This is a genomic window from Ruegeria sp. AF8, assembly GCF_056541825.1.
Genome location: NZ_JBQFYW010000001.1, coordinates 241066 through 265139, shown reverse-complemented (window position 1 = coordinate 265139; position 24074 = coordinate 241066). Strand labels below are relative to the sequence as shown.

Annotated in this window: 19 protein-coding genes and 4 pseudogenes; 11 read left to right on the top strand and 12 right to left on the bottom strand. The window is 63.3% G+C overall.

The window, feature by feature from the left end; genetic code table 11:
* Window positions 1-18 precede the first annotated feature (18 nt).
* The gene (locus ACR0AO_RS01230; protein WP_480598921.1) at window positions 19-1116 is read left to right on the top strand and encodes a glycosyltransferase family 2 protein; all 1098 of its coding nucleotides are present in this window, start codon (window positions 19-21) and stop codon (window positions 1114-1116) included.
* Between the two features lie 82 nt (window positions 1117-1198).
* Window positions 1199-1873: an ankyrin repeat domain-containing protein gene (locus ACR0AO_RS01225; protein ID WP_480598919.1), complete on the top strand. Its 675-nt coding sequence runs from the start codon at window positions 1199-1201 to the stop codon at window positions 1871-1873.
* A gap of 152 nt (window positions 1874-2025) precedes the next feature.
* On the opposite strand, the pseudogene ACR0AO_RS01220 reads toward ACR0AO_RS01225, so the two are convergent.
* The 7 genes and pseudogenes from ACR0AO_RS01220 to ACR0AO_RS01190 form a co-directional block, all read right to left on the bottom strand.
* Window positions 2026-2214: pseudogene (locus ACR0AO_RS01220) on the bottom strand (acyl-CoA dehydrogenase family protein); the annotation flags it as partial.
* Window positions 2215-2305: 91 nt separating this feature from the next.
* The gene (locus ACR0AO_RS01215; RefSeq protein ID WP_480598917.1) at window positions 2306-3217 is read right to left on the bottom strand and encodes a nickel/cobalt transporter; all 912 of its coding nucleotides are present in this window, start codon (window positions 3215-3217) and stop codon (window positions 2306-2308) included.
* A complete protein-coding gene (locus ACR0AO_RS01210) occupies window positions 3202-3849 on the bottom strand; it encodes a DUF1007 family protein (protein ID WP_480598914.1) in 648 nt (215 codons plus the stop codon). Before ACR0AO_RS01210 ends, ACR0AO_RS01215 begins: the two co-directional genes overlap by 16 nt.
* Window positions 3850-3922: 73 nt before the next feature.
* Window positions 3923-4717 (bottom strand): thioesterase family protein, encoded by a 795-nt coding sequence (locus ACR0AO_RS01205; protein WP_480598912.1) that lies wholly within the window; start codon window positions 4715-4717, stop codon window positions 3923-3925.
* A 9-nt stretch (window positions 4718-4726) separates the two neighbouring features.
* The gene (locus ACR0AO_RS01200; protein WP_480598910.1) at window positions 4727-5962 is read right to left on the bottom strand and encodes an acyl-CoA dehydrogenase family protein; all 1236 of its coding nucleotides are present in this window, start codon (window positions 5960-5962) and stop codon (window positions 4727-4729) included.
* 219 nt (window positions 5963-6181) lie between these two features.
* Window positions 6182-6541 carry a glycine cleavage system protein GcvH gene (gene gcvH / locus ACR0AO_RS01195; RefSeq protein ID WP_480598908.1) on the bottom strand — a complete coding sequence of 120 codons (360 nt, stop codon included), beginning with the start codon at window positions 6539-6541 and terminating at the stop codon, window positions 6182-6184.
* Between the two features lie 135 nt (window positions 6542-6676).
* On the bottom strand, window positions 6677-7033 hold the full coding sequence (locus ACR0AO_RS01190; protein ID WP_480598906.1) for a hypothetical protein: 357 nt from the start codon (window positions 7031-7033) through the stop codon (window positions 6677-6679).
* A 203-nt stretch (window positions 7034-7236) separates the two neighbouring features.
* On the opposite strand from ACR0AO_RS01190, the pseudogene ACR0AO_RS01185 reads away from it, so the two are divergent.
* From ACR0AO_RS01185 to ACR0AO_RS01170, 4 genes and pseudogenes are all read left to right on the top strand, one after another.
* Window positions 7237-7530 (top strand): annotated as a pseudogene (locus ACR0AO_RS01185) ((S)-ureidoglycine aminohydrolase); the annotation flags it as partial.
* 31 nt (window positions 7531-7561) lie between these two features.
* A complete protein-coding gene (locus tag ACR0AO_RS01180) occupies window positions 7562-8890 on the top strand; it encodes an adenylate/guanylate cyclase domain-containing protein (RefSeq protein WP_480598904.1) in 1329 nt (442 codons plus the stop codon).
* 172 nt (window positions 8891-9062) lie between these two features.
* Window positions 9063-9386: a hypothetical protein gene (locus ACR0AO_RS01175; RefSeq protein ID WP_480598902.1), complete on the top strand. Its 324-nt coding sequence runs from the start codon at window positions 9063-9065 to the stop codon at window positions 9384-9386.
* Window positions 9387-9441: 55 nt separating this feature from the next.
* Window positions 9442-10428, top strand: coding sequence for a type I glyceraldehyde-3-phosphate dehydrogenase (locus ACR0AO_RS01170; protein ID WP_480598900.1), 987 nt, complete (start codon window positions 9442-9444; stop codon window positions 10426-10428).
* Between the two features lie 54 nt (window positions 10429-10482).
* Here ACR0AO_RS01170 and ACR0AO_RS01165 read toward each other — a convergent pair whose 3' ends face one another.
* The 3 genes and pseudogenes from ACR0AO_RS01165 to ACR0AO_RS01155 form a co-directional block, all read right to left on the bottom strand.
* Window positions 10483-10689 (bottom strand): hypothetical protein, encoded by a 207-nt coding sequence (locus ACR0AO_RS01165; protein WP_480598898.1) that lies wholly within the window; start codon window positions 10687-10689, stop codon window positions 10483-10485.
* Between the two features lie 2 nt (window positions 10690-10691).
* A pseudogene (locus tag ACR0AO_RS01160) lies at window positions 10692-11155 on the bottom strand (solute carrier family 23 protein); the annotation flags it as partial.
* Window positions 11152-11481, bottom strand: coding sequence for an ureidoglycolate lyase (locus ACR0AO_RS01155; RefSeq protein ID WP_480600811.1), 330 nt, complete (start codon window positions 11479-11481; stop codon window positions 11152-11154). The gene ACR0AO_RS01155 and the pseudogene ACR0AO_RS01160, both read right to left, overlap by 4 nt.
* Window positions 11482-11626: 145 nt before the next feature.
* On the opposite strand from ACR0AO_RS01155, the pseudogene ACR0AO_RS01150 reads away from it, so the two are divergent.
* The 5 genes and pseudogenes from ACR0AO_RS01150 to ACR0AO_RS01130 form a co-directional block, all read left to right on the top strand.
* Window positions 11627-12226 (top strand): annotated as a pseudogene (locus ACR0AO_RS01150) (urate hydroxylase PuuD); the annotation flags it as partial.
* A gap of 171 nt (window positions 12227-12397) precedes the next feature.
* Window positions 12398-14203 carry an autotransporter assembly complex protein TamA gene (locus ACR0AO_RS01145; RefSeq protein WP_480598896.1) on the top strand — a complete coding sequence of 602 codons (1806 nt, stop codon included), beginning with the start codon at window positions 12398-12400 and terminating at the stop codon, window positions 14201-14203.
* On the top strand, window positions 14200-18315 hold the full coding sequence (locus tag ACR0AO_RS01140; RefSeq protein WP_480598894.1) for a translocation/assembly module TamB domain-containing protein: 4116 nt from the start codon (window positions 14200-14202) through the stop codon (window positions 18313-18315). The genes ACR0AO_RS01145 and ACR0AO_RS01140 overlap by 4 nt, the downstream gene beginning before the upstream one ends.
* Window positions 18316-18412: 97 nt before the next feature.
* Window positions 18413-18649 (top strand): hypothetical protein, encoded by a 237-nt coding sequence (locus tag ACR0AO_RS01135; RefSeq protein WP_480598892.1) that lies wholly within the window; start codon window positions 18413-18415, stop codon window positions 18647-18649.
* Between the two features lie 66 nt (window positions 18650-18715).
* Complete coding sequence (locus ACR0AO_RS01130; protein WP_480598890.1) at window positions 18716-20500, top strand: gamma-glutamyltransferase family protein; 1785 nt, start codon at window positions 18716-18718, stop codon at window positions 20498-20500.
* A gap of 6 nt (window positions 20501-20506) precedes the next feature.
* On the opposite strand, the gene ACR0AO_RS01125 is transcribed toward ACR0AO_RS01130, so the two are convergent.
* Together ACR0AO_RS01125 and fdhF are read right to left on the bottom strand one after the other, a co-directional pair.
* Window positions 20507-21028, bottom strand: coding sequence for a thioesterase family protein (locus ACR0AO_RS01125; RefSeq protein ID WP_480598888.1), 522 nt, complete (start codon window positions 21026-21028; stop codon window positions 20507-20509).
* A gap of 256 nt (window positions 21029-21284) precedes the next feature.
* Complete coding sequence (gene fdhF, locus ACR0AO_RS01120; RefSeq protein ID WP_480598886.1) at window positions 21285-24065, bottom strand: formate dehydrogenase subunit alpha; 2781 nt, start codon at window positions 24063-24065, stop codon at window positions 21285-21287.
* Window positions 24066-24074 lie beyond the last annotated feature (9 nt).

Sequence of the window (24074 nt, the reverse complement as noted above, 5' to 3'; positions counted from 1 at the left end):
CTCGGCCACTTGAAACGCATGACACCGGTTGCTACCAAAACCCCGATGACACCGGACCCGGCCACCCCCCGTATTGTTGCCTTTACCTGCCTGCGGGATGATGGATCATATATTCTTGAGTGGGTAGCACATCATCTGGCCTGTGGATTTGACCATTTCGTGATCTTCACGCATGACTGCACCGACCGAAGCCCGGATCTGCTGGACGCCCTGTCGGCGGCAGGCATCGTGACCCATGCCCCGTTTCAGCACACGCAAAAAGTCACCGCGCAGTGGCAGGCGCTGAGGCTGGCGGCGGAACATCCCGCCATTCTTGCCGCCGAATGGGTGTTGTTCTTTGATTGCGACGAATTCCTGTGGCTTCCCGAAACCTGTCCCGGCCTCGACCAGCTGATCCGGATGTTCGGGGACCGCTCCGGCCTGTTCGACGCGCTGGCGATCCCGTGGCGGTTTTTCGGTTCCGGCGGCATCGCCAGCCGGGAAGCCGGCCTGACGCCGGCCCGGTTTCTGTCCGCCGCACCTGCGGATCTGCATTTCCCGCTGGGTCATCTGTTCAAGTCCCTTTTCCGGCCCGCGCGTTTCGAAAAACTGGGAGTGCACCGACCCAAACACGGCGATGGGCGAGATGGGCCAATATGGCTGGGACCGGACGGCGCCCGCCTGCCGGTAGGGTTTACCCGGCAACAGGCCCAAATCAGCCTTTACGGGACGGCCTGCGGCCCCGAGTTGATCGGGCTGAACCACTACTCGCTGCGCTCACTCGACGAGTTTCTCGTCAAGCAACGGCGTGGGCTGCCCAACCACATGAACAAGCCCATCGGGCTGGACTATTGGGTCGAACGGAACTGGAACACGGTGCATGAACCGCGCATTCTGCCGATGCTCGACGCGACACGGGACAGGCTGGCCGATCTGCTTGCACTTCGGGATGTTCGAATGCTCCACGAACAATGCCTGTCGGACTATGAGGCCCGGCTGGCCGACGCAAATGCGGAAATCGACACGCTGCGGCTGGGCTGGCAAATCGGTTTGCTGGCTGAAAACACCCCGCCTTCCGCCCAAGCCGCAGCCCGGTATATCCGCAATCAGATCAGGGCCAGATCCGACCCTACCTGATCACTGTGCATCGCATTCCGGCTCTGTCATACTGTGAGCGGGCACCTTTCCGGTTCCGGCAACCAGCGGAGTGAGGCATTTCATGACACGGTTCGTTACATTCCTGATCCTGTGCCTTGCCGCGACCGGCGCGCTGGCCCAGATTGCCCCATCTGCCACCGAGATCGCAGATTACCAGGGGCTGCACCGGGCCGCGCATGAAGGGGACGTTGCCGAAATCATGCGCCTTGCCGCTGCGGGAAACGATCTGAACGCCCGTGACCGCCGCGGTCGGACCCCCGCCCACGTGGCCGCCTATGCATCACAAGACGATGCTTTGCGCAGCCTTGCGCAGGCCGGCGCAGACATGAACGCGCTGGAGGGGCAGGCCTATGACATCGTGACGATCGCGGCGGTGGCGAATGATCCGGAACTGATGTCTGTGGCCATCGCGCTTGGCAACGATCCGGGTCTGACCACCAGCCCCTATGACGGCACGGCGCTGATCGCCGCCGCGCATCTGGGCCATGTCGAGGTCGTCCGCCGCCTGATTCAGGCCGGCGCGCCTCTGGATCACGTCAACAACCTCGACTGGACCGCCATGATCGAAGCGGTGGTTCTGGGAGATGGCGGGCCAGACCATCAGGAGGTCCTGCGCCTGCTGCTCGACGCGGGCGCGGATCGTTCGATCCCCGATGGCAATGGCGCCACGCCGCTCGATCTGGCGCGGGCGCGGGGGTATGCCGAAATGATTGCGCTGCTTGAAGTGCCCGAATGACGCCAGCCGCCGGTCATCCGGGCTGATAAAGGATATCGACAAACTGTGCAAAGAACGGCGGATCATGGCGCGCCTGATGGATCGCTGGCAATGAAAACGCCATCCGGCCCTTGCCAGAAATAGGATTGCCGGTCGGTGCTCATGGGATGGCCCTAAATCTTTTCCTGTGAATGTCTTCTCAGTTCCGCCCGCGCGACCTGACAACGATGCACCGCATCCGGCCCGTTGGCCAGCCGCAGGCTGCGGACATGGCTCCAGGCGTTTGCCAGCGGCGTGTCCTGGCTGACGCCCTGGCCGCCGAACATCTGCACCGCCTCGTCGATGACCTTGAGCGCGACGCGCTTGAGATCCAAGACCGCGCCGTGTGCGGACCGGTCTGTCCGCCGCAGGGCTGTATCTGGCGCGGGCTGGCAATCCAGAGCCCGTATTCGACTAAATCGTGCGCAGCAGCAGCCCGCTGGCAATAACGGCGATCAACAGACCTGCAACAAGTTCGATTGTCGGGGCCAGAACCTGCGCAAAGCTGGTGGCCGAGGCCAATAGCCCTCTGCGCAGACCAAACGAGGTCCAGCCGACCAGAGTCGTCACTGTCGCTGTACCCAGCGCCATGGCAAAAGCACCGGCGATTCCCACAATCGCGATTCCCATCTGCCAAGTCAGGATCAGTACGAACAACGCCCCGGTGCAGGGACGCGCAGCTATCCCAGCAATCAACAGGCCAGCTTCTTTCCAATTCCCGATCTGTGCCACTTCTTCCGCGGTTGGACCGTGCCGGTGTCCGCAATCCGAGCAAACCCCGTGGTCATGATCGTGATCGTGGTGGCGATACGCTTCCGTCTGATCGATCCGATACCGTCTGGCGAAACTGCGCAAGGCCCGGAACACCAGCCATAGTCCGATTGCGGCGATGGCCCCATAGCTTACGGGCGCCATAATTTGTTCGGTCGCACCAACCAGACTGTCCCGCGACATCTGGAACACCAAAACCCCCGCATAGACCAGCACAACTGCGGTGACAGCTTGACCAAGGCTGGACAGCACGCTAATCGCCGACAGTCGCCAAATGGCCACGTTGCGCCCCAGCCCGTACCCTCCGATCAGGACTTTGCCATGGCCGGGGCCTATCGCGTGAAAAAACCCATATGCAAAGCAGACGGTCAAAAGGGTGGCCACGGCCTCAAGCTGTTCTGCGCGTGCGGCACGCAGGGATCGAGCGATCAGATTCTGGAACTCTCGCTGTTCTCCGGCTGCCCACGCAGCGAGGCTGTCAAACCCGCCGCTGCCCCAGAACCACAGCAGCAAACCGAACGACAAGGCGACGGGGATAATCAGGTATCTGGACATGAAACGCGGATCTCTGTGGCAAAGCTTTCGCCGACCAGCGGGATGTCGTTCTCCTCCAGATCATAGTCGGCATCGAGCGTCAGAAGAAACGCCCGCATCTGAGCAAGCTGGCCATCAATATCGGGATCGATCCTTTCGATCCGGCACGACAGATCGCTTGTTACGGTCACGGCGCGCGTTACCTCGTAAGCTGTGTAGTAGGTTTCATCGAAAACCTTGGCCGACAGAGCAGTCGCCGCGATCGGATCGCCCTCGACCGCCCTCAGATGGGTCGTGACGATGCGGCCATTCTCTGTATTGGCAGTGGGCTCCATCGGACCGGAAAGGGGAATGGTCCGACCATCTGCGCGCACAACCAGATCACCGTTATACCCGTCAATCCACTGCGCATCGAACCCGGCCAGAAGCACCTGTTCGTTTTCGCTTAAAGCACCGTCGCCATCCTGATCCATTTTCCTGTCCTCAAGCTCGAACAGGGAATACAGCTCGTCATAGGCCCAGGTCACTCGAACATGGGTCAGATTGCCTGCATCATCGACGATGAACTCTAGCCCCGTGTCGATAAACACGTGGGGGTGGGCCACGACCGGGATCGGCAGGCAGATGGCAAAAAGTGTCAGGAACCAGCGCATGGGCAAAAAATAGGGTTCTGACCACGCAGCGACAATGCACTATTGAGACGGCGCGCAGAAATTGGCCAACCGCTTAGCTCGGTTGGAACAAAACAAGCGTCTGTAGTGCCGTGGCAACGGGGCCTTTCGTGTCAAAAAGCACCGCCTGCGCCAGGCCGATCCCGTTGTCGTGCCAGTGCGACACGGTTTCCGAGGCCAGCCAATCCGTCTCCGGTTCTCGGTGGATATGCACGCTGAGGTCGGTGTTCATGAACCCCATCTCGCTGGGCGGGCAGTTCCACGAAATTCCGTTGCCGCAATCGGCCAGCGGACACAGAGACTGGATCGGCGACTGCACTTCGCCCTCCAGCAATGACGGCGCGCGCATCCAGATCGTCTTGGGACCGGGTTCGTGCGACTGACCGGGCGGATATAGGATATCGACAAACTGTGCAAAGAACGGCAGATCATGGCGCGCCTGTTGGATCGGGAACGGCCCCGGGCGGGCCGCGGTGAAATCCGGGGCGGCAACCGGCGCGGTCGGCACCGAACCCATATCCTTGCGCACCAGATGCATCGTGCTGGCCCGGACGCAAAGCGTGCCCTCCAGATCGCTGACACTGACCCGTGTGGTCGCCAGCGTGCGTGTGTGCCGCACCGTTTCGGCATCGACCCTCAGACCTGTCAGCGGCAGCGGGCGCAGCACGTCCAGCGTCAGCCGCGTCAGCATCTTGTCCGGCCCCACCTCGCGCTCGGCGGCACGGGCGACCAGCCCGGTGACCGGACCGGCATGGCAGTGATCGGCCGACCACGGCCCGCGCGTGGGATCGTTGGCAATGAAAACGCCATCCGGCCCTTGCCGGAAATAGGATCGCCGGTCGGTGTTCATGGGAAGACCCTAGATCTTTTCCTGTGTGTGTTTTCTCAGTTCCGCCCGCGCGACCTGACGGCGATGCACCGCATCCGGCCCGTCGGCCAGCCGCAGGCTGCGGACATGGGTCCAGGCGGTTGCCAGCGGCGTGTCCTGGCTGACGCCCTGGCCGCCGAACATCTGCACCGCCTCGTCGATGACCTTGAGCGCGACGCGCGGGGCGACGACCTTGATCTGGCTGATCCAGGGTGCCGCCGCCCGCGCATCGCCCTGATCCATATACCACGCGGCCTTGAGGCACAGCAGGCGGGCCATCTCGATCTCCATCCGGCACTCGGCGATGATGTCGTAATTGGCGCCCAGCTGCGCCAGTTTCCTGCCAAACGCCTCGCGCTGCATCGACCGCTTGCACATCCGTTCCAGCGCGATCTCGGCCTGACCGATGGCGCGCATGCAGTGATGAATGCGGCCCGGCCCCAGACGGCCCTGCGCGATCTCAAAGCCGCGCCCCTCGCCCAGCAGGATATTTTCGGCGGGCACGCGCACATCCGTGAACCGGATGTGCATGTGGCCGTGCGGGGCGTCGTCGTGGCCGTAGACCTCCATCGGGCGCAGCACCTCGATACCCGGCGTGTCGGCGGGCACCACGATCATCGACTGGCGCTTGTGCTTGGGCAGCTCCTCACCGCCCGTCCTGACCATCACGATATAGACCTTGCAGCGCGGATCGCCCGCGCCCGACGACCACCATTTCTCGCCGTTCAGAACGTAATCGTCCCCGTCCCGCACGCAAGACATCGCGATATTGGTCGCGTCCGAGCTGGCCACGTCCGGCTCGGTCATCAGATAGGCCGAGCGGATCTCGCCCTCCAGCAGCGGTTTCAGCCACTCGTCCTTCATCTTCTGGGACCCGTAGCGCTCGAACACCTCCATGTTGCCGGTATCCGGGGCCGAACAGTTGAACACCTCGGCCCCCAGGGGCGTCTTGCCCATCTCTTCCGCGAAATAGGCGTATTCCACGGTGGTCAGACCGAATCCCTTGTCGCTGTCGGTCAGCCAGAAATTCCACAGCCCCTGGGCCTTGGCCTTGGCCTTCAGCCCCTCAAGGATCTCCGCCTGCCGCTCGGTATATTGCCAGCGGTCGCCCTTGCCGATCTCGGCCTGGTATTCCTCTTCCAGCGGCATGATCTCGTTGCGCACCATATCGGCGACGCGCGCCAGCAGCTCGCGGTTTTCCTCGCGCATGGCGAATGTCATGTTCATGAACCTGTCTCCTCCCACGGCCGCGCTGGCCACTGCCCTGACTGCAAGGATGGCGCAGCCGCGCGGATAAAGTCCAGTTGCGTGACGGGACGTCACACGGTGGAACATGCGAGGGCGGAGTTGCCGGCAGCCGCCAACGGGCCCCGGCGCGAAACCGGGGCCCGTTCGGAAGCGGCAGGACAACCCCACCGCCAGAGCCTGAATGCCGCAATAGCTGACTTAACTGATAAAGTCCTTATAGCCCGCTTCGTCCATGTAATCGTCCATCGGCGACAGGTCAGAAGCCTTGATCTTGAAAAACCACGCATCCCCCATCGCGTCCTCGTTGACCAGACCGGGATTGTCGGCCAGCGCCTCATTCACCTCGACGATCTCGCCATCAAGCGGCGCCAGAATGTCCGAGGCGGCCTTGACCGATTCGATCACCACGATCTCGTCATCCTTGGTGACCTCGATGCCGACCTCGGGCAGTTCGACAAACACCACATCGCCAAGCTGCTCGGCCGCATGGGCGGTGATGCCTACCGTCACCAGATCACCGTCGGCATCCAGCCATTCATGTTCTTCGGTAAATTTCATGTCCCTTGTTCCTCTGGACTGCTTTTTATCCTCTGGCACCGCCCCTTGCCCGAAACGCTGCCCTGTCTGCCTTGAATAAAAGATTCGCGCCGCACGTCAAAACCCATTCGCACTCTGCACATGCAATCTTGCGTTTCAGGGCGTCAGAACCCAGTTGCCACTGGCATCCAGGCAACGCCGGGTGCGGATCTCGCGCGGGGCATCCGCGCCGCCGGGGGTAAAGACATATTGCAGATGCGCACAATTGTCGCGCATCTCGCGCACCCGCACCGTACCGTTCGCGCCGGTGGCTTCATTGGCCCATGCCGCCTCCTGCCCGGTTGACGGTCTGCCACCAGCAAACAGAGAATTCGCTGCCGCCCCCATGATCTCGAAATCCGCGGGGCTGAGCCCCAGTTCGGCGACCATCCGCGACAGGGATTTCGCCTGCGCTGCCGGCGCAGCAAGCGCCAACGACACGGCGACGAGAGCCGGACAAATCCATTTTTTCATAACTGACTCACACATGATTTCCAGTTGTCCTCGAGGATATCCCGCACCTGCGGCGATGTCCAAGCCCCGCGCGGAAAACTTCAAACAATCCCGAAGAAGCCTATCCGCCCACCGGCAGACTTCCCGGACAAGATCGGCTTTTGACCGACCACGCCATGTCCACCAAAGCCCACGCGGCCATCCCCAAGGGCACGATGCGCGATATCGTCACCTTCGAGCCGGACGGCATTACCCCCTTTGCCGAACCCCATGTGATGGAGCACAGGCTCTACGCACTTGAGGGCAAGGCCGTCTGTCGCCTCAACCAGGACTGGGTCGGGGTCGAGGCGGGTGACTACATGTGGCGGCGCGCCATCTGCCCTCAAACCTCTTACGCGGGCGGTACGGACCGGTTCCGTTATCTTCTCTACAAAGACGTCAACCGCCATATGCCCCTGTCGCTGACGCAGCGCCAAGACCGGGGAATGGGCCAGGCCCGAGCCTCCGCACAGACTTGACCCATTGGGCGCCGCACGCGATCCTGAAACAATGGAGCGACCCAGAACTCAATACGCAAAGGCCGGCGACATTCACATCGCCTATCAGGTCTTCGGTGACGGGCCGATCGACCTGCTCTGGGCGCAAGGCTGGGCAACCCATATCGAATATGCGTGGGAAAGCCCCGACTATGCACGCTTTCTGACCAAGATCAGCCGGTTCGCGCGGGTCATCTTCTTCGACAAAAGGGGCGTGGGTATGTCGGACAGGGATGTCGGCTATCCCACGCTGGAAGAGAGGTCGCAGGATATCAACGCGGTACTGGATGCGGTTGGCACCGATAGGGTGGCGATTTTCGGCATGTCCGAGGGCGGAGCAATCTCCTGCGTCTTCGCTGCCACCTATCCCGAGCGCGTCAGCCACTTGATCTTTTTCGGCTGCCGCGCGCGTTATAAATGGGCACCGGATTACCCGCACGGACTGAAGCCCGACGCGGTGACGGCGGCAATAGAACATTTCGCCGATTATGCCAACGGTCAGCTATTGGGCATTGATGGCGCGCCCAGTATTGCCGGTGATCCGGCGGCGCAACGTTGGCTCGACACCTATTTTCGCTATGCTGCAAGCCCCCGTGCCCTCCGAAAACTTTCGGAAATGAATTATGAAATAGATATTCGCGGTGTACTTTCCCCCATCCGGGCACCAACGCTGGTGCTGCACCGCGAAAACGAGAACTGGTGCGATCTGAACAACGCGAAATATCTGGCAGACCATATCAAAGGCGCGGAATTGCATGTTTTGCCGGGCGAAGATCACATCGCCTGGTATGGCGATCAGGATCGGTTGGTCACTGAAATCCGGGCGTTTGTGACCGGTGAAACGGCTTCGATCACACCTGAAAGAAAGCTGCTGACGCTTGTATTTCTGGATCTGGTGGATTCAACGGAACATCTGTCGCGGATGGGCGACGAGCGCTGGCGCAGCATTCTGGAACAGTTCGATCAAACCGTGCAGCGCCGGGTCGAGGCATTTGGCGGCACCAGGATCAAGCAAACGGGTGACGGATACTTGTTGTCGTTCCGAGGACCGACAAGCGCATTGGATTGCGCTCTCGCCCTGCGCCGGGACGTGACCGGGCTGGGCCTGGAAAGCCGGATAGGCGTGCATACGGGAGAGTGCGAAGTTCGGGGGCAGGACCTGAGCGGTGTCGCCGTGCATTTGGCCGCAAGGTTCATGGGCGAAGGGAAGCCGGATGAAATTCTGGCCTCCCAGACGGTCAAGGACCTGACACTTGGGTCGGAACACAGGTTTCATGATCTGGGGCAACGAGAGCTTCGCGGCACGCCCGGCGAATGGAACCTTTTCGCGCTGACCGAATAGCCTTGCGGCAATTGCATACAGCCAGATCGGAAATTGCCGCAATTCGGCACATGGCACTGCGTCTGTCGCTCTCGGCACGGCTCAGCGCCATTTGCCTGCCCGCCGGGACTTCTCAAATGCTCCGTAATTTGCTCAAATCACAGGCAAAGCACAATTTGCCGGGAGTCTTATCATGAAAGCACGTATTACATTCGCGGTGCTGGCCGCTGCCACTGCCGTCACCCTGTTCGCAACCCCGCCCGCCATCGCCAAAGACGAGGCCACCACCGTCCATGTCATGAGCCGAACCTGGGCCGTCACCCAGGTCTCGGACGAGCCGGTGATCTATCGCGCCACGCGGGACAACAACAACCTCAACCCGTTCGGCCCGCCGCCGCGCCTGCGCACGGTTCAGGCCATGGCGGCCATCCGGGCGGCGACCGGATGCCAGGCGATCTATTCCAGCATGTACCAGAACATCTCGGGCCAGTTCTTTTCCCAGGTCAGCTGCAACTGATCCTGCCCGCGCAGGGGCATTGAGGTCGCTCGACGCTCCTGCCATAGCTTGCCCCATGAGACTTGCGATCAACGGATTCGGCCGCATCGGCCGCACGATCCTGCGGCAGTTATTGGCGCTGCCGCACGGATCGGGACTGGAACTGGTGCTGATCAACGATATCGCGCCGCTGGAAACCTGTGCCTATCTGTTCAAGTACGACAGCACCTTCGGCCCCTATCCGGGTACCGTTCTGGAAGGCAACGAAGCTCTGGTGATTGACGGGCGCGCGATTCCGATGACCCACAGCGACGATCTGGCCCGGGTGGATCTGTCGGGCGTCGACGTGCTGCTGGATTGCACTGGCATCGCGCGCACATCGGATGTCGCGGCGCGTGGCCTGACCGCGGGGGCCGGCAAGGTGCTGATCTCCGGCCCGTCGCCTGCTGCCGAAGTGACCGTCGTTCTGGGCGCCAACGAAGATCAACTGGGCAATGCCCGGATCGTGTCGAACGCGTCCTGCACCACCAATGGCCTTGCGCCGCTGGTCCGGGTGATCGACGGAATCGCGGGCATCGCCTCGGCGCATATGACCACGATCCACTGCTATACCAACAGCCAGCCGATGGTGGATGCGCCACGCGGCGATCTGGCGCGGTCGCGGGCCGGTGCGCTGTCGATGGTGCCGACCACCTCCAGCGCGACACATCTGGTCGACGCGGTGCTGCCGCATCTGGCCGGCCGCATCTCGGGCGCCGCCGTGCGGGTGCCCACAGCCAGCGTCTCGGCGGTCGATCTGGTGGCGCGGCTGGAACGCGGCATGAACGCCCCGGCCTTCGGCACGGCCCTGCGCAAAGCGGTGGATGCCTCTGCGGTTCTGGGATGGACCGACATGCCGCTGGTCTCCTCCGACCTGCGCGCGCGCCCCGAGTCACTGGTCATTGCCGGCCCCGAAACCCGGATGATCGGTGACGATCAGGTGCGCGTGTTCGGCTGGTACGACAACGAATGGGGGTTTTCGGCCCGCATGCTCGACGTCGCCCGACTGATGGCGCCCGACTGAACCTGGCACAACCGCAGCACGCGGGCCTGCCCGCGTGCTGCCCGGCCCAACTCTTCACCGCCCGCATCTGTGATGCGGCGGGGAAAGGCGGGAGCCCAACCGGCCCGGCAAACTGTCCAACACGCAACCGGCCATGCCGCCAGAGGTTTCCTCGGCCGCCTCATCCGCCAGGTCTTCGGGCAAAACCAGATTCAGCACCATGACGATCAGCGCCGCGGGCAACAGCCCGCACAGGATCAGGAACAGCGCCCCGATGATCACCAGATGGCGGGTACGCCCCAGGCGGCGTACTGGATGCCGACCTTGACCCGCGCCAGACCGATCATCGTCACAACAAGCCCCGTTACCAAAGGTTGCAGCGCAAAACGGATCTTGCCGACTACCGCGCCCGGACAGGCATGGAACAGCCCGCCGACGGTGACACCGCCAAACAACGCGCCCAGCGCATCGACGCCCTTGCCCGCGACCAGCGGATCATGATCGGCAGAAACGCAAAGCTGGTGCCCTGCACGATCGGCAGCGCCGCACCGACCGGCCCGCCGGCAATCACCTGCAACAGGGCGGCGACCCCTGCAAACAGCTTCGACATCTGGATCAGATACGGCAACTCCGGAAAATCCTGAGGGTTCGAGGCGAACGTCGCCAGCACGTGTTGAATGCCCTGCGGCACCGCCTTGTGCGGCGCGGGCGTGAAATTCGGATCTCGGTGTCGCTCCGGCGTTCCTATGAAGTATCGGCCATGATTTCCCTGTCCTCCCTTCGGATCTCATGGGGGTCTTGCCGCTTCTTGCCCGGCGGCTGCATATTTCCGGTCACGATCTCGCAAGGATCGTCGAACCGGAATTCCTCAAGATTGGTACCGTCACCGATCCGGTTCACCACCGCGAACAGGTCCGGCCCGTTGAGTGGCGTCAGCACCCAATGCCAGATGCCGCGATAAAAACTCGCCGCCTGCCCTGCCTGGGTAATGAAAGCGCGGGGGCGGCCCGGCCTGCCGCCCTCATCCGCCCCATCGCCTCCAGCACCGTCGCCGCTCCGGGATAGAACGCCCAGCCCGGCTCATAGTCCCGGACAAAGGTACGAATATTATCGAGACAGGACATCTTTTCGGAGATTTTTGATAAATATTGGCACCATACGGGAATTCAAGTTAATCCACACTTGCCTGGTCTGGCATCAGAGAACCGGAGAATTTGGCATGTACGACGACGTCGCGTTCTTGGACGGGGCCGCCTTTGCCGTGCGCTGGCTGCACGTGATCACCGCCATCGCCTGGATCGGATCGTCCTTCTATTTCATTGCCCTGGACCTGGGCCTGCGCAAGGCGAGGAATGGCAGGTGCATGGCCGCGGTTTCTTTCACATCCGCAAGTTCCCGGTGGCGCCCGAACGGATACCCGAGCACCTGACCTGGTTCAGATGGGAAAGCTATTCCACCTGACTCAGCGGCGCTGCTGATGCTGCATTTTGGGGCGTTTACCGCCACGATCATGACCGCCAACGTGTTCTTCATCATCATGCCGAACCAGCGCATCGTGGTGGATAACCGGAAAAACGGGCGCACCACCGATCCGAAACACGGCAAGATCGCCAAGCTGCGCTCGATCCACAACAACTATCTGACGCTGCCGGTCGTGTTCCTGACGCTCAGCAACCGCTATCCGCTGGCATTTGCCACCGAGTACAACCGGATCGTCGCCGCGCTCGTGTTTACGATGGGTGTCACCATTCAGCATTATTTCAACACCACTCACGCCCGCGTCGGCAACCCGACCTGGACATGGCTCGTCACAGCGCTGCCGGGGCTGATTGCCCGGACGGCGGTGCGACGGGCAGCGCTTCGGACCGCCCCGCGCTCGAAACTGCTTTTCATCGCGGCCTTCAGATGATCTAACTGGCATGATCACGGCCGCGCGAGACGGTCATGGTTGGAACTTCAGGCGGGATTTTGCAGTCGAGGGCCAGGCTCTATGAATTTTGTTGGACCGTGGAACGCCCTGACGGGCGTGCTGCTTGCGATCTTTGTGGCAGCAAATCCCGGTCTTGCGCATGCGCTGGAAACCTCTCTGACGGCTCCGGGCGCCTCGAAAGAGCTGCGCGAGCGGATCGAAGAAACCTCATCCGTCCTGACCGCCGAGGCGCGCGGGCTGGATACCCCGATCGAACTGTTGTCGGCGGCCCTGTCCGACTATCGTACCGTGGTGCAGATCCTTTATGACGAGGGGTATTTCAGCCCGGTTGTGAATATCCGTCTGGACGGCCGCGAAGCGGCGGATATGGACCCGCTGAACACACCCGCCCAGATCAACCGGATCGACATCGCGGTGCAGACCGGCCCGACCTTCCGGTTCGGAACCGCCACCATAAGCCCGCTTGCGGCTGGCACGGTGCTGCCCGAGGAATACCGCCCCGGCGGCACGGCGACGACGGGTGTCATTCAGGAGGCCACCTCGGGCGGTTTGCGCGAGTGGGAAAATCAGGGTCACGCCAAGGCCGAGGTGGGCAACCAGAGGATCACCGCCCGCCACGCCCAGGCCCGGATCGATTCCGAAATCACCCTGATCCCCGGACCGAAACTGAGTTTCGGCAGGATGTTCATCAAAGGCGACAGCGACGTACAACCCGAAGCGATCGAAAAAATCGCCGGGTTCCCCTCGGGTGAGGTCTATTCGCCCGCGCAGGTGCAGAAGATCGGCACCCGCCTGCGGCGCACCGGCGCTTTCAGCGTGGTATCGCTGCAAGAAGCCGAAAACCCCAATCCCGACGGAACCCTCGACTTCGGCGCCACGTTCGAGGACATGCCCAAGCGGCGCTTTACCTTCGGGGTCGAGGTGTCGTCGAATCAGGGGCTGGACGTCAGCACCACATGGATCCACCGCAATCTCTTTGGCAATGCTGAAAGGTTCCGGTTCGAAGCCTCGGTGCGCAATATCGGCGGCACCGAGGACATCGACGGGCGGATCGGAATGCGCCTGGACGAACCGGCGCGGCTGGGCCCGGATGACAGCACCTTCTACACCGCCCAGCTGGAGCGGCGGAACCGAACCCACTATAACGAGACACTTGGTCAGCTCGGCTATGGTGTGCGGCGCACGTTTTCGGACCGGCTCTATGCCGAGGCCTGGCTGGGGTTGCAGTATTCCGACGCGGACGACGCCTATGGCGATGGCCGCAAGTTCCGCTACATCATCCTGCCCTTCCGGTCCGAATGGGATCAGCGCGACAGCAGGGTCAGCGCCACCAAAGGCTTCTATCTGGATGCGCAGCTGATGCCGTTCGTCGGGTTTTCCGGCGCGGAATCCGGGATGCGGATCTATACCGATGGCCGCGGATACTGGGATCTGGGAACCGGCGGCGCGCTGGTGCTGGCGGGCCGGGTGCAGATCGGTTCGGTCATGGGGCCGTCCGCCGACGCGGTGACACCCGATTTCCTGTTCTTCTCCGGCGGCGCGGGCACCGTACGCGGCCAGCCCTTCGAAAGTCTCGGCATCCCGGTCAACGGCGAGGTTGCGGGCGGGCGCTCGTTTCTGGGTCTGTCCGCCGAGGTGCGCGGACGTGTGACCGAAAACCTGTCGCTGGTCGGATTCTACGATTTCGGCGCGGTGGACAGCAACGCCTTTGCCACCGGCAACACCGCCTCTCATTCGGGCGCGGGGCTTGGTATACGTTATGACATCGGCGGCTTTGGCCCGCTCAGATTCGATCTGGCCTATCCGGTTTCGGGCGTTACCGGGGACGGTCTTCAATTCTATATCGGGATCGGACAGGCGTTTTGAGACACCGGCTGACATATCCTCTTGTTGTCGCCTGCGCTTTCGCTACGGCCTCTACCCTTGTCTGGGCACAGGCGCAGGACCAGGAAGAGGACGAGGGCGGCCTGCTGGTCGGCTTCCTGCAGGACACACTGTCCACCGATTCCCGCTATATCAAGGTGCGCGGGCTTGAGGGTGCACTCAGTTCCAAGGCAACGATCCAGCAGATCACGGTGGCCGATGACGACGGCGTCTGGCTGACCATCGACAATGCGGTGCTCGACTGGAACCGGCTGGCGCTGCTGCGGGGCCGTTTTTCGGTCAATGAACTTACCGCAGAGGAAATCAGCGTCGCCCGCACGCCCGAACCCGTCCCCCCCGACCCGGAGCTGCCGACGCCCGAGGCGCAGCCGTTCCAGCTGCCGGAACTGCCGGTTTCGGTCGAGATCGGCAAGATCGGTATCGACAAGCTGGCACTGGGAGAGCCGCTGCTCGGGCTGGCCGCCGATCTGTCGCTGGCCGGGGCGCTGTCGCTGGCGGATGGCGAACTGGACACCAGTCTCGACATCAAACGGCTGGACCGGCCCGGAGATACGATCAGCCTGACGGCCAGCTTCCAGAACGAAAACAGCGTCATCGGGCTGGACCTCAGGATTGTCGAGGATCAGGGCGGGCTGATCTCGAGCGTGTTGAAAATTCCCGGTGAACCGCCGCTGCTGGTCACCGCCAAGGGCAACGGGCCAGTGACGGATTTCACCGCCGATCTGGGCCTGACCAGCGACGACACCCAGCGGATCGCGGGGCAGGTCCGGCTGCGCGGCGTGAACGCGCCGCAAAGCGAAGAGGCGGCTGATGAAGGTGCGGGCATCCGCTTTACCGCCGATCTCGGCGGCGATGTCACGCCGTTGCTGGCCGAAGAATTCGACCCGTTCTTCGGCACTGAAACCCGCCTCTACGTGGACGGGCGCACCGGACCCGAAGGCGCGCTCGACATCCCGGAATTCGAACTGACGACCGAGGCGCTGCGCATGTCCGGCGAACTCAGCCTGGCCGCGGGCGGCAAGCTGAACAAGGTCGCGCTGCAGGGCCGCATCACTCCGCCCGGAGACCAGCCTGTTGTCCTGCCGGTCGCCGAACCGCGCACGACGCTGGACGCGGCGCAGCTTTCCCTGCTGTTCGACAAGGCCAACGGCAACCTCTGGGATCTCAGCCTGACCGCCCGCGATCTGGCTACGCCCGATCTGCGACTGGGCCACACCCGCCTGACTGCGCAGGGCACCCTGAGCCAGGGCGACACGCCCGAGCTCGACGGCGATCTTCAGGCCCTGCTCGACGGTGTGAATTTCTCGGACCCGGCGCTGCAGGACGCGGTCGGCAGCCGCATCACGCTCGACGGACTCTTCGCCCTGACCGGCGAGCAGACCCTGCGACTTTCGAATTTCGAACTGTTCGGATCCGATTACACCCTGTCCGCGGATACCGTCATCGACGGGTTGAATTCCGGCTTCGCGATGGACGGCTCGGCGGCGGTGACCGCGTCCGACCTGTCCCGGTTCTCGGGTCTGGCCAAGATGGATCTTGCCGGCGAGGTCGCCGCCCGCTTGACCGGTAAGGGCTCGCCTCTTGGGGGCAGTTTCGACGGCCAGCTCGACATTCAGGGCCGCAACCTCGCCACCGGGCGCGCGGATATCGACCCTTTGATCACGGGCGACACGGCCATCACGCTGGACGCGGTACGCGACGGTCAGGGGCTGACCATCCGCAAGGCCACCCTGGACGGCACCGCGCTGACGGCGGAAGCGGCGGCGAAGGTCACACAACCCGGCGGCAAGCTGACGCTTGACGGCAACGCCAGCGTCAGCGCCCCGGATCTGTCGGTATTCTCGGCGCTGGCCAAGATGGATCTGGGCGGCAGTATCGACGCCTCTGTCACTGGCACGGGCAGGCCCGAGACGCTGGAATTCGACGGTCAGGCCGAGATATCCGGGCAAGACCTGAAAACCGGGCTGGCCGAGATCGACCCGATCATTGCCGGACCGGCGCAGATCTCGCTCGACGCCGCCCGCTCGGACGACCAGATCGTCATCCGCAAGGCGGTGGTGAATGCCAACGCTCTGGATGCCGATATCGTGGCGACGATCACCGACCCGACCGGGGCCATTTCGGTCGAGGGGAAGGCCAGGCTGAATGCCCCCGACCTGTCGGTCTTTTCCGACCTCGCCAAGCTTGATCTGGGCGGTTCCGTCACCGCCGACGCCCAGGGAAGCGCTACGGTGCAATCCCGGCTCTTCGACCTGAAATTCGATCTCGACGCCGACGATCTGAAAACTGGCATCGCACAGGCCGACGGGCTGATTCAGGGGCATACGGCGCTGACCGTGGACGCCTCGCGCGACGCCCAGGGTCTGAACATCCGCAACTTCGATTTGACTGGCACCGCGCTCACCGCACAGGCCCGCGGCGATCTGCGCGAGGAAAACGGCAGCCTGACGCTGTCCGCCGCGCTGGACGACCTGTCCCGGATCTCGAAAACGATCTCCGGCCCGCTGAGCCTGAATGGTGACGTGGTCCCGACCGGGCAAGGGATCAAGGGCGATATCCGCCTGACCGGGCCGGACAGCTCTTATGCCAACCTTGTCGGCGTCGCGGATACCGGCGGCGATGCCGATTTCGACTTCGAGGCACAGCTGGACCGGATGGAACGGTTCCTGCCCGAGTTTCCGGGATCTGCCACAGCCAAGGGACACGCCAAACGCCAGAACGGCATCTGGACGGTCGACGCCAACGCCTCCGGCCCCGCCAATATCGAAACCACGATCGCGGGCACATTTGACGAAGGCGCCGGCACGGCCGACATGACCGCCACCGGCGGTATCAATATCGGTATCGCCAATAAATTTATCACTCCCAACAAGATCGCGGGTTCCGCCCGGTATGACCTGGCGCTCAAGGGCAAGCCGGGCCTCGACGCGCTGTCGGGCAATATCTCGACCTCGGGTGTGACCTTCGCCATTCCCGCCGCCGGTCAGACACTTACCAATATCGGCGGCACCGTCAGCCTCGCCAACAGCCGCGCAACCCTGGCACTGAACGGCAACGGGCGCAATGGCGGCGGCTTCTCCATTTCCGGGCCGGTGGCGCTGACGCCTCCTTTCGACGGGCAGATCACTACCGCGATCAACCAGCTCGTGCTGACCGATCAGTTGCTCTATGAGACCGTCCTCAACGGCCAGATCGTGATGTCGGGGCCGCTGGCAGGCAACAGTTCGCTGGCCGGTCAGATCGAGTTCGGAGAGACCAACATCAACCTCGCCGCCGCCTCGGGCGCGGTCGGCGCCGCCCCGATACCGCCGATGAAGCATAGCGGGGAATCGGCGCAGGTCTATGCCACGCTGGAGCGCGCCAACCTGCTCGACACGGGAAACGGCAATGACAAGAGTTCGCGCATCGCGCTGGATGTCAACCTGCTCGCGCCCAACCGCGTTTTCGTGCGCGGGCGCGGCGTGAACGCGGAACTCGGTGGTAAGATCCATGTCGGCGGCACCACGGCCAAAATCGTTCCTTCCGGCCAGATCGAACTGATCCGGGGAACATTCGACATTCTTACAAGACGGCTGAACCTGACCAAGGGCCTGGTCACCCTTCAGGGCAACCTGACCCCCTATCTGGAATTTGCCTCGACAACGACCACCTCGGACGGAACCGCCACCATCGAAATCACCGGACCGCTGAACGCGCCCAAGATCGACGTTTACGCCGACCCGGAACGCCCTGCCGAAGAAGCGCTGGCGATGCTGCTTTTCGGCAACGAGTTCTCACAACTCTCACCCTTTGTCGTCGCTCAGATGGCCGCCTCGCTGGCGCAGCTCAGCGGTGCCGGCGGCGACGCAACCAAGGGCATCCGCGAAAAAACCGGGTTAAGCAATGTCGAGGTCGGCGCCGCCTCGGGCGGCGGCGGCCTGCTGGGGGCGGGCGGGTATCTGGGAGAGAACCTCTATACCGACTTCACCGTTAACACCCAGGGCGACACCGAGGTGAACCTGAACCTCGACGTCACCGACAATTTCACCGTCCGCGGCACGGTGGACAGCAATGGCGATACCGGGATCGGGATATTTTTCGAACGGGATTACTAAGCCTTCCCCGTCATATTCAAGAATGTGACACAGGACTTATACCTCAGCGATACAATCCGTTGGCACAGTCGCGGGCATGACCGTTCGGGAGACGACAATGATCATCGAAATCGCGCGCGACGAAACCGGGTATGTCGTGACCCTGCCCGGATCGGACAGGACCCCGCCGTGGTCCGTCCGGTTCGCAATGCTTCAGGACGCCTGCGAACTGGCGGATACCTGCCTCGACTGGTTCGCGGCCAGCGCCATCGTGCTGTGCCCGGACGCCACGTCAGAGGGCAGAGGCCCGCAGGTCGCCGCGGAAACCGCCACGGCCTTCGATCTGGTCGCCTGACCTTGACAGCGGCTTGACCCGGTCCAGGTGGCATGCAGGATTGCCGCACAACCGGACCGAGCTGCCATGACCTTCACCACCCGCCCCGAGATCGCCGGAACCTTCGGCGTCGTCACATCGACCCACTGGATCGCTTCGGCGGTGGGCATGCGGATACTGGAACGCGGCGGCAACGCCTTTGACGCCGCCGCCGCGACCGGGTTCACCCTGCATGTGGTCGAGCCGCATCTAAACGGCCCGCTGGGCGACATGCCGATGCTGATCAAACCGGCGGGCGATGCCGCGCCCACGATGGTCTGCGGTCAGGGCACCGCCCCGGCCCGCGCCACCATCGGCCATTACCGCGACGAAGGGCTGCGGCGCATTCCGGGCTCGGGCCTGCTGGCGACCGTGATCCCCGGCGCCTTCGACGCCTGGATGCTGATGCTGCGCGACCATGGATCGCTACCGCTGCGCGAGATACTGGAACCCGCTATCCACTATGCCGCCCAGGGCCACCCCGCCCTGCCGCGTGTGGCCCATACAATCGCCGATCTCGCCGGGTTCTTCCGCGACGAGTGGCCGACCTCGTATGACACATGGCTGCCCGGCGGCACCGCCCCGCAACCGGGCGCGCTGATGCGCAACCCGCAACTGGCCGCCACGTGGGAGCGGCTGCTGCACGAGGCCGAATCCGTACCGGAGCGCGCGGCGCAGATCGAAGCCGCGCGAGCGGCCTTCTACAAGGGCTTCGTGGCCGAGGCCATCGACCGCTACCTGCGCGACGCCTGCGTCATGGACGCCGCCGGGGCCCGCCGCAAAGGGGTGCTGACCGGTGCGGACATGGCCGGCTGGAAGGCCAGCTATGAAATACCGATGGCAGGCACATACGATGGCTGGACCATCTGGAAAGGCGGGCCGTGGACACAAGGCCCGACCCTGCTGCAATCGCTGAACCTGCTGGCCGGTTTCGACCTGGATAGCGCCGGTGAGGCCGAATTCGCGCATCTCGTCACCGAGGCGATGAAACTCGGCTTTGCCGACCGCGAGGCGTATTACGGCGACCCCGATCACACCGCCCTGCCGCTGGATCAGCTGCTTTCCGACGAATACGCGGACGACCGGCGCGCCCTGATCGGCGACACCGCTTCGACCCGGCAGCGCCCCGGCCACCTGCCGGGGTTCGAGGCGTGGGCCGAGGCCGCCATCACCCGCGCCGCCGAGACCCACATGTCCGGGACCGATATCGGAGCGGGCGAGCCGACCATGGCGCATCTCACCGAAAAGCGCGGCGACACGGTGCATCTCGATGTGATCGACCGCTGGGGCAACATGGTCTCGGCCACGCCCTCGGGCGGCTGGCTGCAATCCTCGCCGGTGGTGCCGGGGCTGGGCATGCCGCTCAACACCCGAGCACAGATGTTCTGGCTGGACGAGGGGCTGCCCAGCTCGCTCGCTCCGGGCCGCCGCCCGCGCACGACGCTGTCGCCCTCGATGGCGCGCCGCCCGGACGGCACGGAGCTCGCCTTCGGCACCCCCGGCGGCGACCAGCAGGATCAATGGCAGCTGATCTTCCTGCTGCGTCTGATCCACCGGGACATGAACCTGCAACAGGCGATCGACGCGCCGCTGTTTCACACCGAACATTTCCAAAGCTCGTTCTACCCGCGCAACGCCCGCCCCGGCCATCTGATGGCCGAGCCCGCACTGGGCGAGGCCACCATCGCCGACCTGCGTGCCCGCGGCCACAAAATCGAGGTCGCCGCGCCCTGGACCGTCGGCCGCCTGACTGCCGCCTCGCGCGCCCCGGACGGTATGCTCAGGGCCGCCGCCACACCCCGGCTGATGCAGGCTTATGCCATCGGGCGCTGAGCACCGTCATCTGCGCCGAATGCCGATGGGCTGACCAATCTGCGGCGCGGACTCCGGCCCTTTGTGATCCTCGACCATCCGCGCCAGCCGCGCGGCAGCCCAGCCCGGATAGGCACAGGACCGCCCGGTCCGGTGACTGACATTGATGAACAGCCCCTCCTGCGTGGCGCAAAGCGCGTCACCCGCTTCCGAGAACATCTGCATGAAATAATGTCCCCGCTTGGCATCCGCATCGAGCAACCGGAAGCGGAAGTAAAACCGCTCGCCCTCGCGCACCTCACGCAGGAATTGCAGATGCGACTGGATCATGTAAGGCCCCTCGCCCATGGCCTCGACCTGAACGCCGCCCAGTCCCAAATGGGCAACCATTACCTCTTCCAGCGCCTCGTCGAAGGCGACCCCGTAATAGCCCACATTCATGTGGCCGTTATAGTCGATCCACTCGGGCTTGACTGCGAACCCCCGCACCTCGACCGGCGCAGGATAGGGACCGTCATGGCCCGATGGCGGAGTATTTTTCGATGGCATGGCCCGTTCCCCTGTTCCTCGAAAATCCCGACCGCCCGCGTGAACCCTGCGGTCGTGCCCCTGATCTTGCAGGGAAAGCCGGAAGAATCCCGCGCTTTGAACAGAGCCGGTCGCAGCACCACCTGTCAACCGGCGCGGCTGGATCGCGTCTCCCCCCGAGGTGTTTTGGAAAAGATGAAATGCGGGACGGCCCGGGCAAACAAAAAGGGCGGCCCCCGAAAGGACCGCCCGTCAAACGGCGGAAATAGGAGGAGAGTTATTCCGCCGCGACTGCCTCGGCCTTTTCGACCCGGATCGCCGAGAACTTGAACTCGGGGATCTTGCCATAGGGGTCGATGGCCGGGTTGGTCAGGATGTTTGCCGCGGCCTCGACATAGGCGAAGGGGATGAACACCATGTCCTCGGCAATTGCCCGGTCAGCGCGGACCATGATCTCGATGGACCCGCGCCGGGTGGTCAGGCGCACCGTCTCGCCCGGCTCGATCCCCATCAGTTTCAGCGTGCGGGGGTTCATCGAACAGTTCGCTTCCGGTTCGACCGCATCCAGAACCCGCGACCGGCGGGTCATCGAGCCGGTGTGCCAATGCTCCAGCTGACGCCCCGTGGTGGCGATCATCGGGTATTCGTCATCCGGCGCCTCGTCCGGCGGGATCACGCTGGCGGGTGTGAACCGTGCGCGGCCCTCGGGGCGCGGGAAGCCGTCGCCGAACACGATGGCCTGACCCGGATCGGTCTCGCTGAGCGACGGATAGGTGATGGTTTCGGTCTTCAGACGCTCCCAGGTGATGTTGTCGAGCGACTTCATCGTCAGTTTCATCTCGTCGAAAACCTGCGACACGTCGGTGTAGTCCCAGTTCAACCCGATCCGCTGCGCCAGTTCGACGGTGATTTTCCAGTCCTCGCGCGCCTCGCCCGGCGGCGGCACCGCAGGGCGTACCCGTTGCACCTGACGGTTGGTGTTGGACACCGTGCCGTTCTTTTCGTAAAGCGCCGAGGCGGGCAGAATGATGTCGGCATAGTTCGCCGTTTCGGTCAGGAAGATATCCTGCACGATCATCAGGTCCAGCTTGGCCAGCGCCTCGCGAGCGTGCCCTGCATCGGGGTCGGACATGGCCGGGTTTTCGCCCTGAATGTACATGCCCCGGATCTTGCCCGCATAGGCGTGATCGATGATCTCGGTCACGGTCAGACCCTTCTCGTTCGAGAAGTCATCCGAGTTCCAGACCTCGTTGAACCTGGCGCGGATGCCATCGTCCGTTACGGTCTGATAATCCGGCAGGAACATCGGGATCAGACCCGCGTCCGACGCGCCCTGCACGTTGTTCTGGCCCCGCAGCGGGTGCAGACCCGCGCCGGGCTTGCCGACGTTGCCGGTCATCAGAGCGAGGCTGATCAGGCAACGCGAGTTGTCGGTGCCGTGGATATGCTGACTGACGCCCATACCCCAGAAGATCAGGCCTGCCTTGGCATTCGCAAAGATGCGGGCGACGCGGCGCAGCTGATCCGGTTCGATGCCACAAATTTTGGACATCTTTTCGGGGGTGAAGGCGCGCAGGTGCTCCTTCTCGGCCTCCCAGTTCTCGGTCCAGCGGTGGATATACTGGCTGTCATACAGCTCTTCTTCGACGATCACGTTCATGATCGCGTTCAGCATCGAGACATCCGCGCCCGGACGGAACTGCAGCATCTCGGTTGCGAACTTGCGCATGCCGACGCCGCGCGGGTCCATCACAATCAGCTTGCCGCCACGCTTGGCGAATTGCTTGAAATAAGTAGCCGCAACCGGGTGGTTCTCAATCGGGTTCGAGCCGATGATGATCGCCACATCCGCATTTTCGATCTCGTTGAAGGTCGCGGTCACCGCGCCCGAGCCCACATTCTCGATCAGCGCCGCCACGGATGAGGCGTGGCACAGGCGGGTGCAGTGGTCGACGTTGTTGTGCCTGAAACCCTGTCGGATGAACTTCTGGAACAGATAGGCTTCTTCGTTGGTGCATTTGGCCGAGCCAAAGCCCGCAACGCTGCGTGGATCTTCGTCGCGCAAGGCTTTGAGCTTTGTGGCGGCCAGATCCATCGCCTCTTCCCAGGTCGCTTCGCGGAAATGAGTAGACAGATTGCCCGGATCGACGTTCAGGCCTTTTTCAGGCGCATCCTCGCGCCGGATCAGCGGTTTGGTCAGGCGGTGCGGGTGGTGGATGTAGTCAAAGCCAAAGCGGCCTTTGACACACAGGCGGCCCTCGTTTGCGGGGCCGTTGATGCCCTCGACATACTTGACCTTGCCGTCCTTGACCTTCAGCGAGACCTTGCAGCCCACGCCGCAGAACGGGCAGACGCTTTCGGTCTCAGAATCGTAATCCTTGCTGTCGCCCTGCTGCTTGTCATCCAGCACGGTGGCGGGCATCAGCGCGCCGGTCGGGCAGGCCTGAACGCATTCGCCACAAGCCACACAGGTCGAGGCCCCCATCGGATCGTTCTGGTCGAACACCACCTGAGCGGTATGGCCGCGACCGGCCATACCGATCACGTCATTCACCTGCACATCGCGGCAGGCGCGGACACAGAGGTTGCAGTTGATGCAGGCGTCCAGATTGACGCGCATCGCTACGTGGCTGTCATCCAGCAGCGGAATTTTCTCCGGCTCCTTCGCCGGGAAACGGCTGTCGCTGACATCGTTCAGCTTGGCCATGTCCCAGAAATGACTGGAGGCGTCGTGCGGCTGCTCGGGCTGGTCCGCCACCAGCAGTTCCATGACCATCGCGCGCGATTTCTCGGCACGGTCGGTGTCGGTCTTGACCACCATCCCCTCGGCTGCAGGACGGATGCACGAAGCGACCAGCGTGCGCTCGCCCTCCACCTCGACCATGCAGGCGCGGCAGTTGCCGTCGGGTTTATAACCCGGCGCCGGCTTGTGGCACAGATGCGGGATGATCAGGCCACGGCCATTGGCCGCGTCCCAGATCGTTGTGCCTTCGGGCACTGTGACGTCATCGCCGTTCAGGTTGAAGGTGACGGTCTTGGTTGGGCTTGCATCAAGCATGGCTGTCTC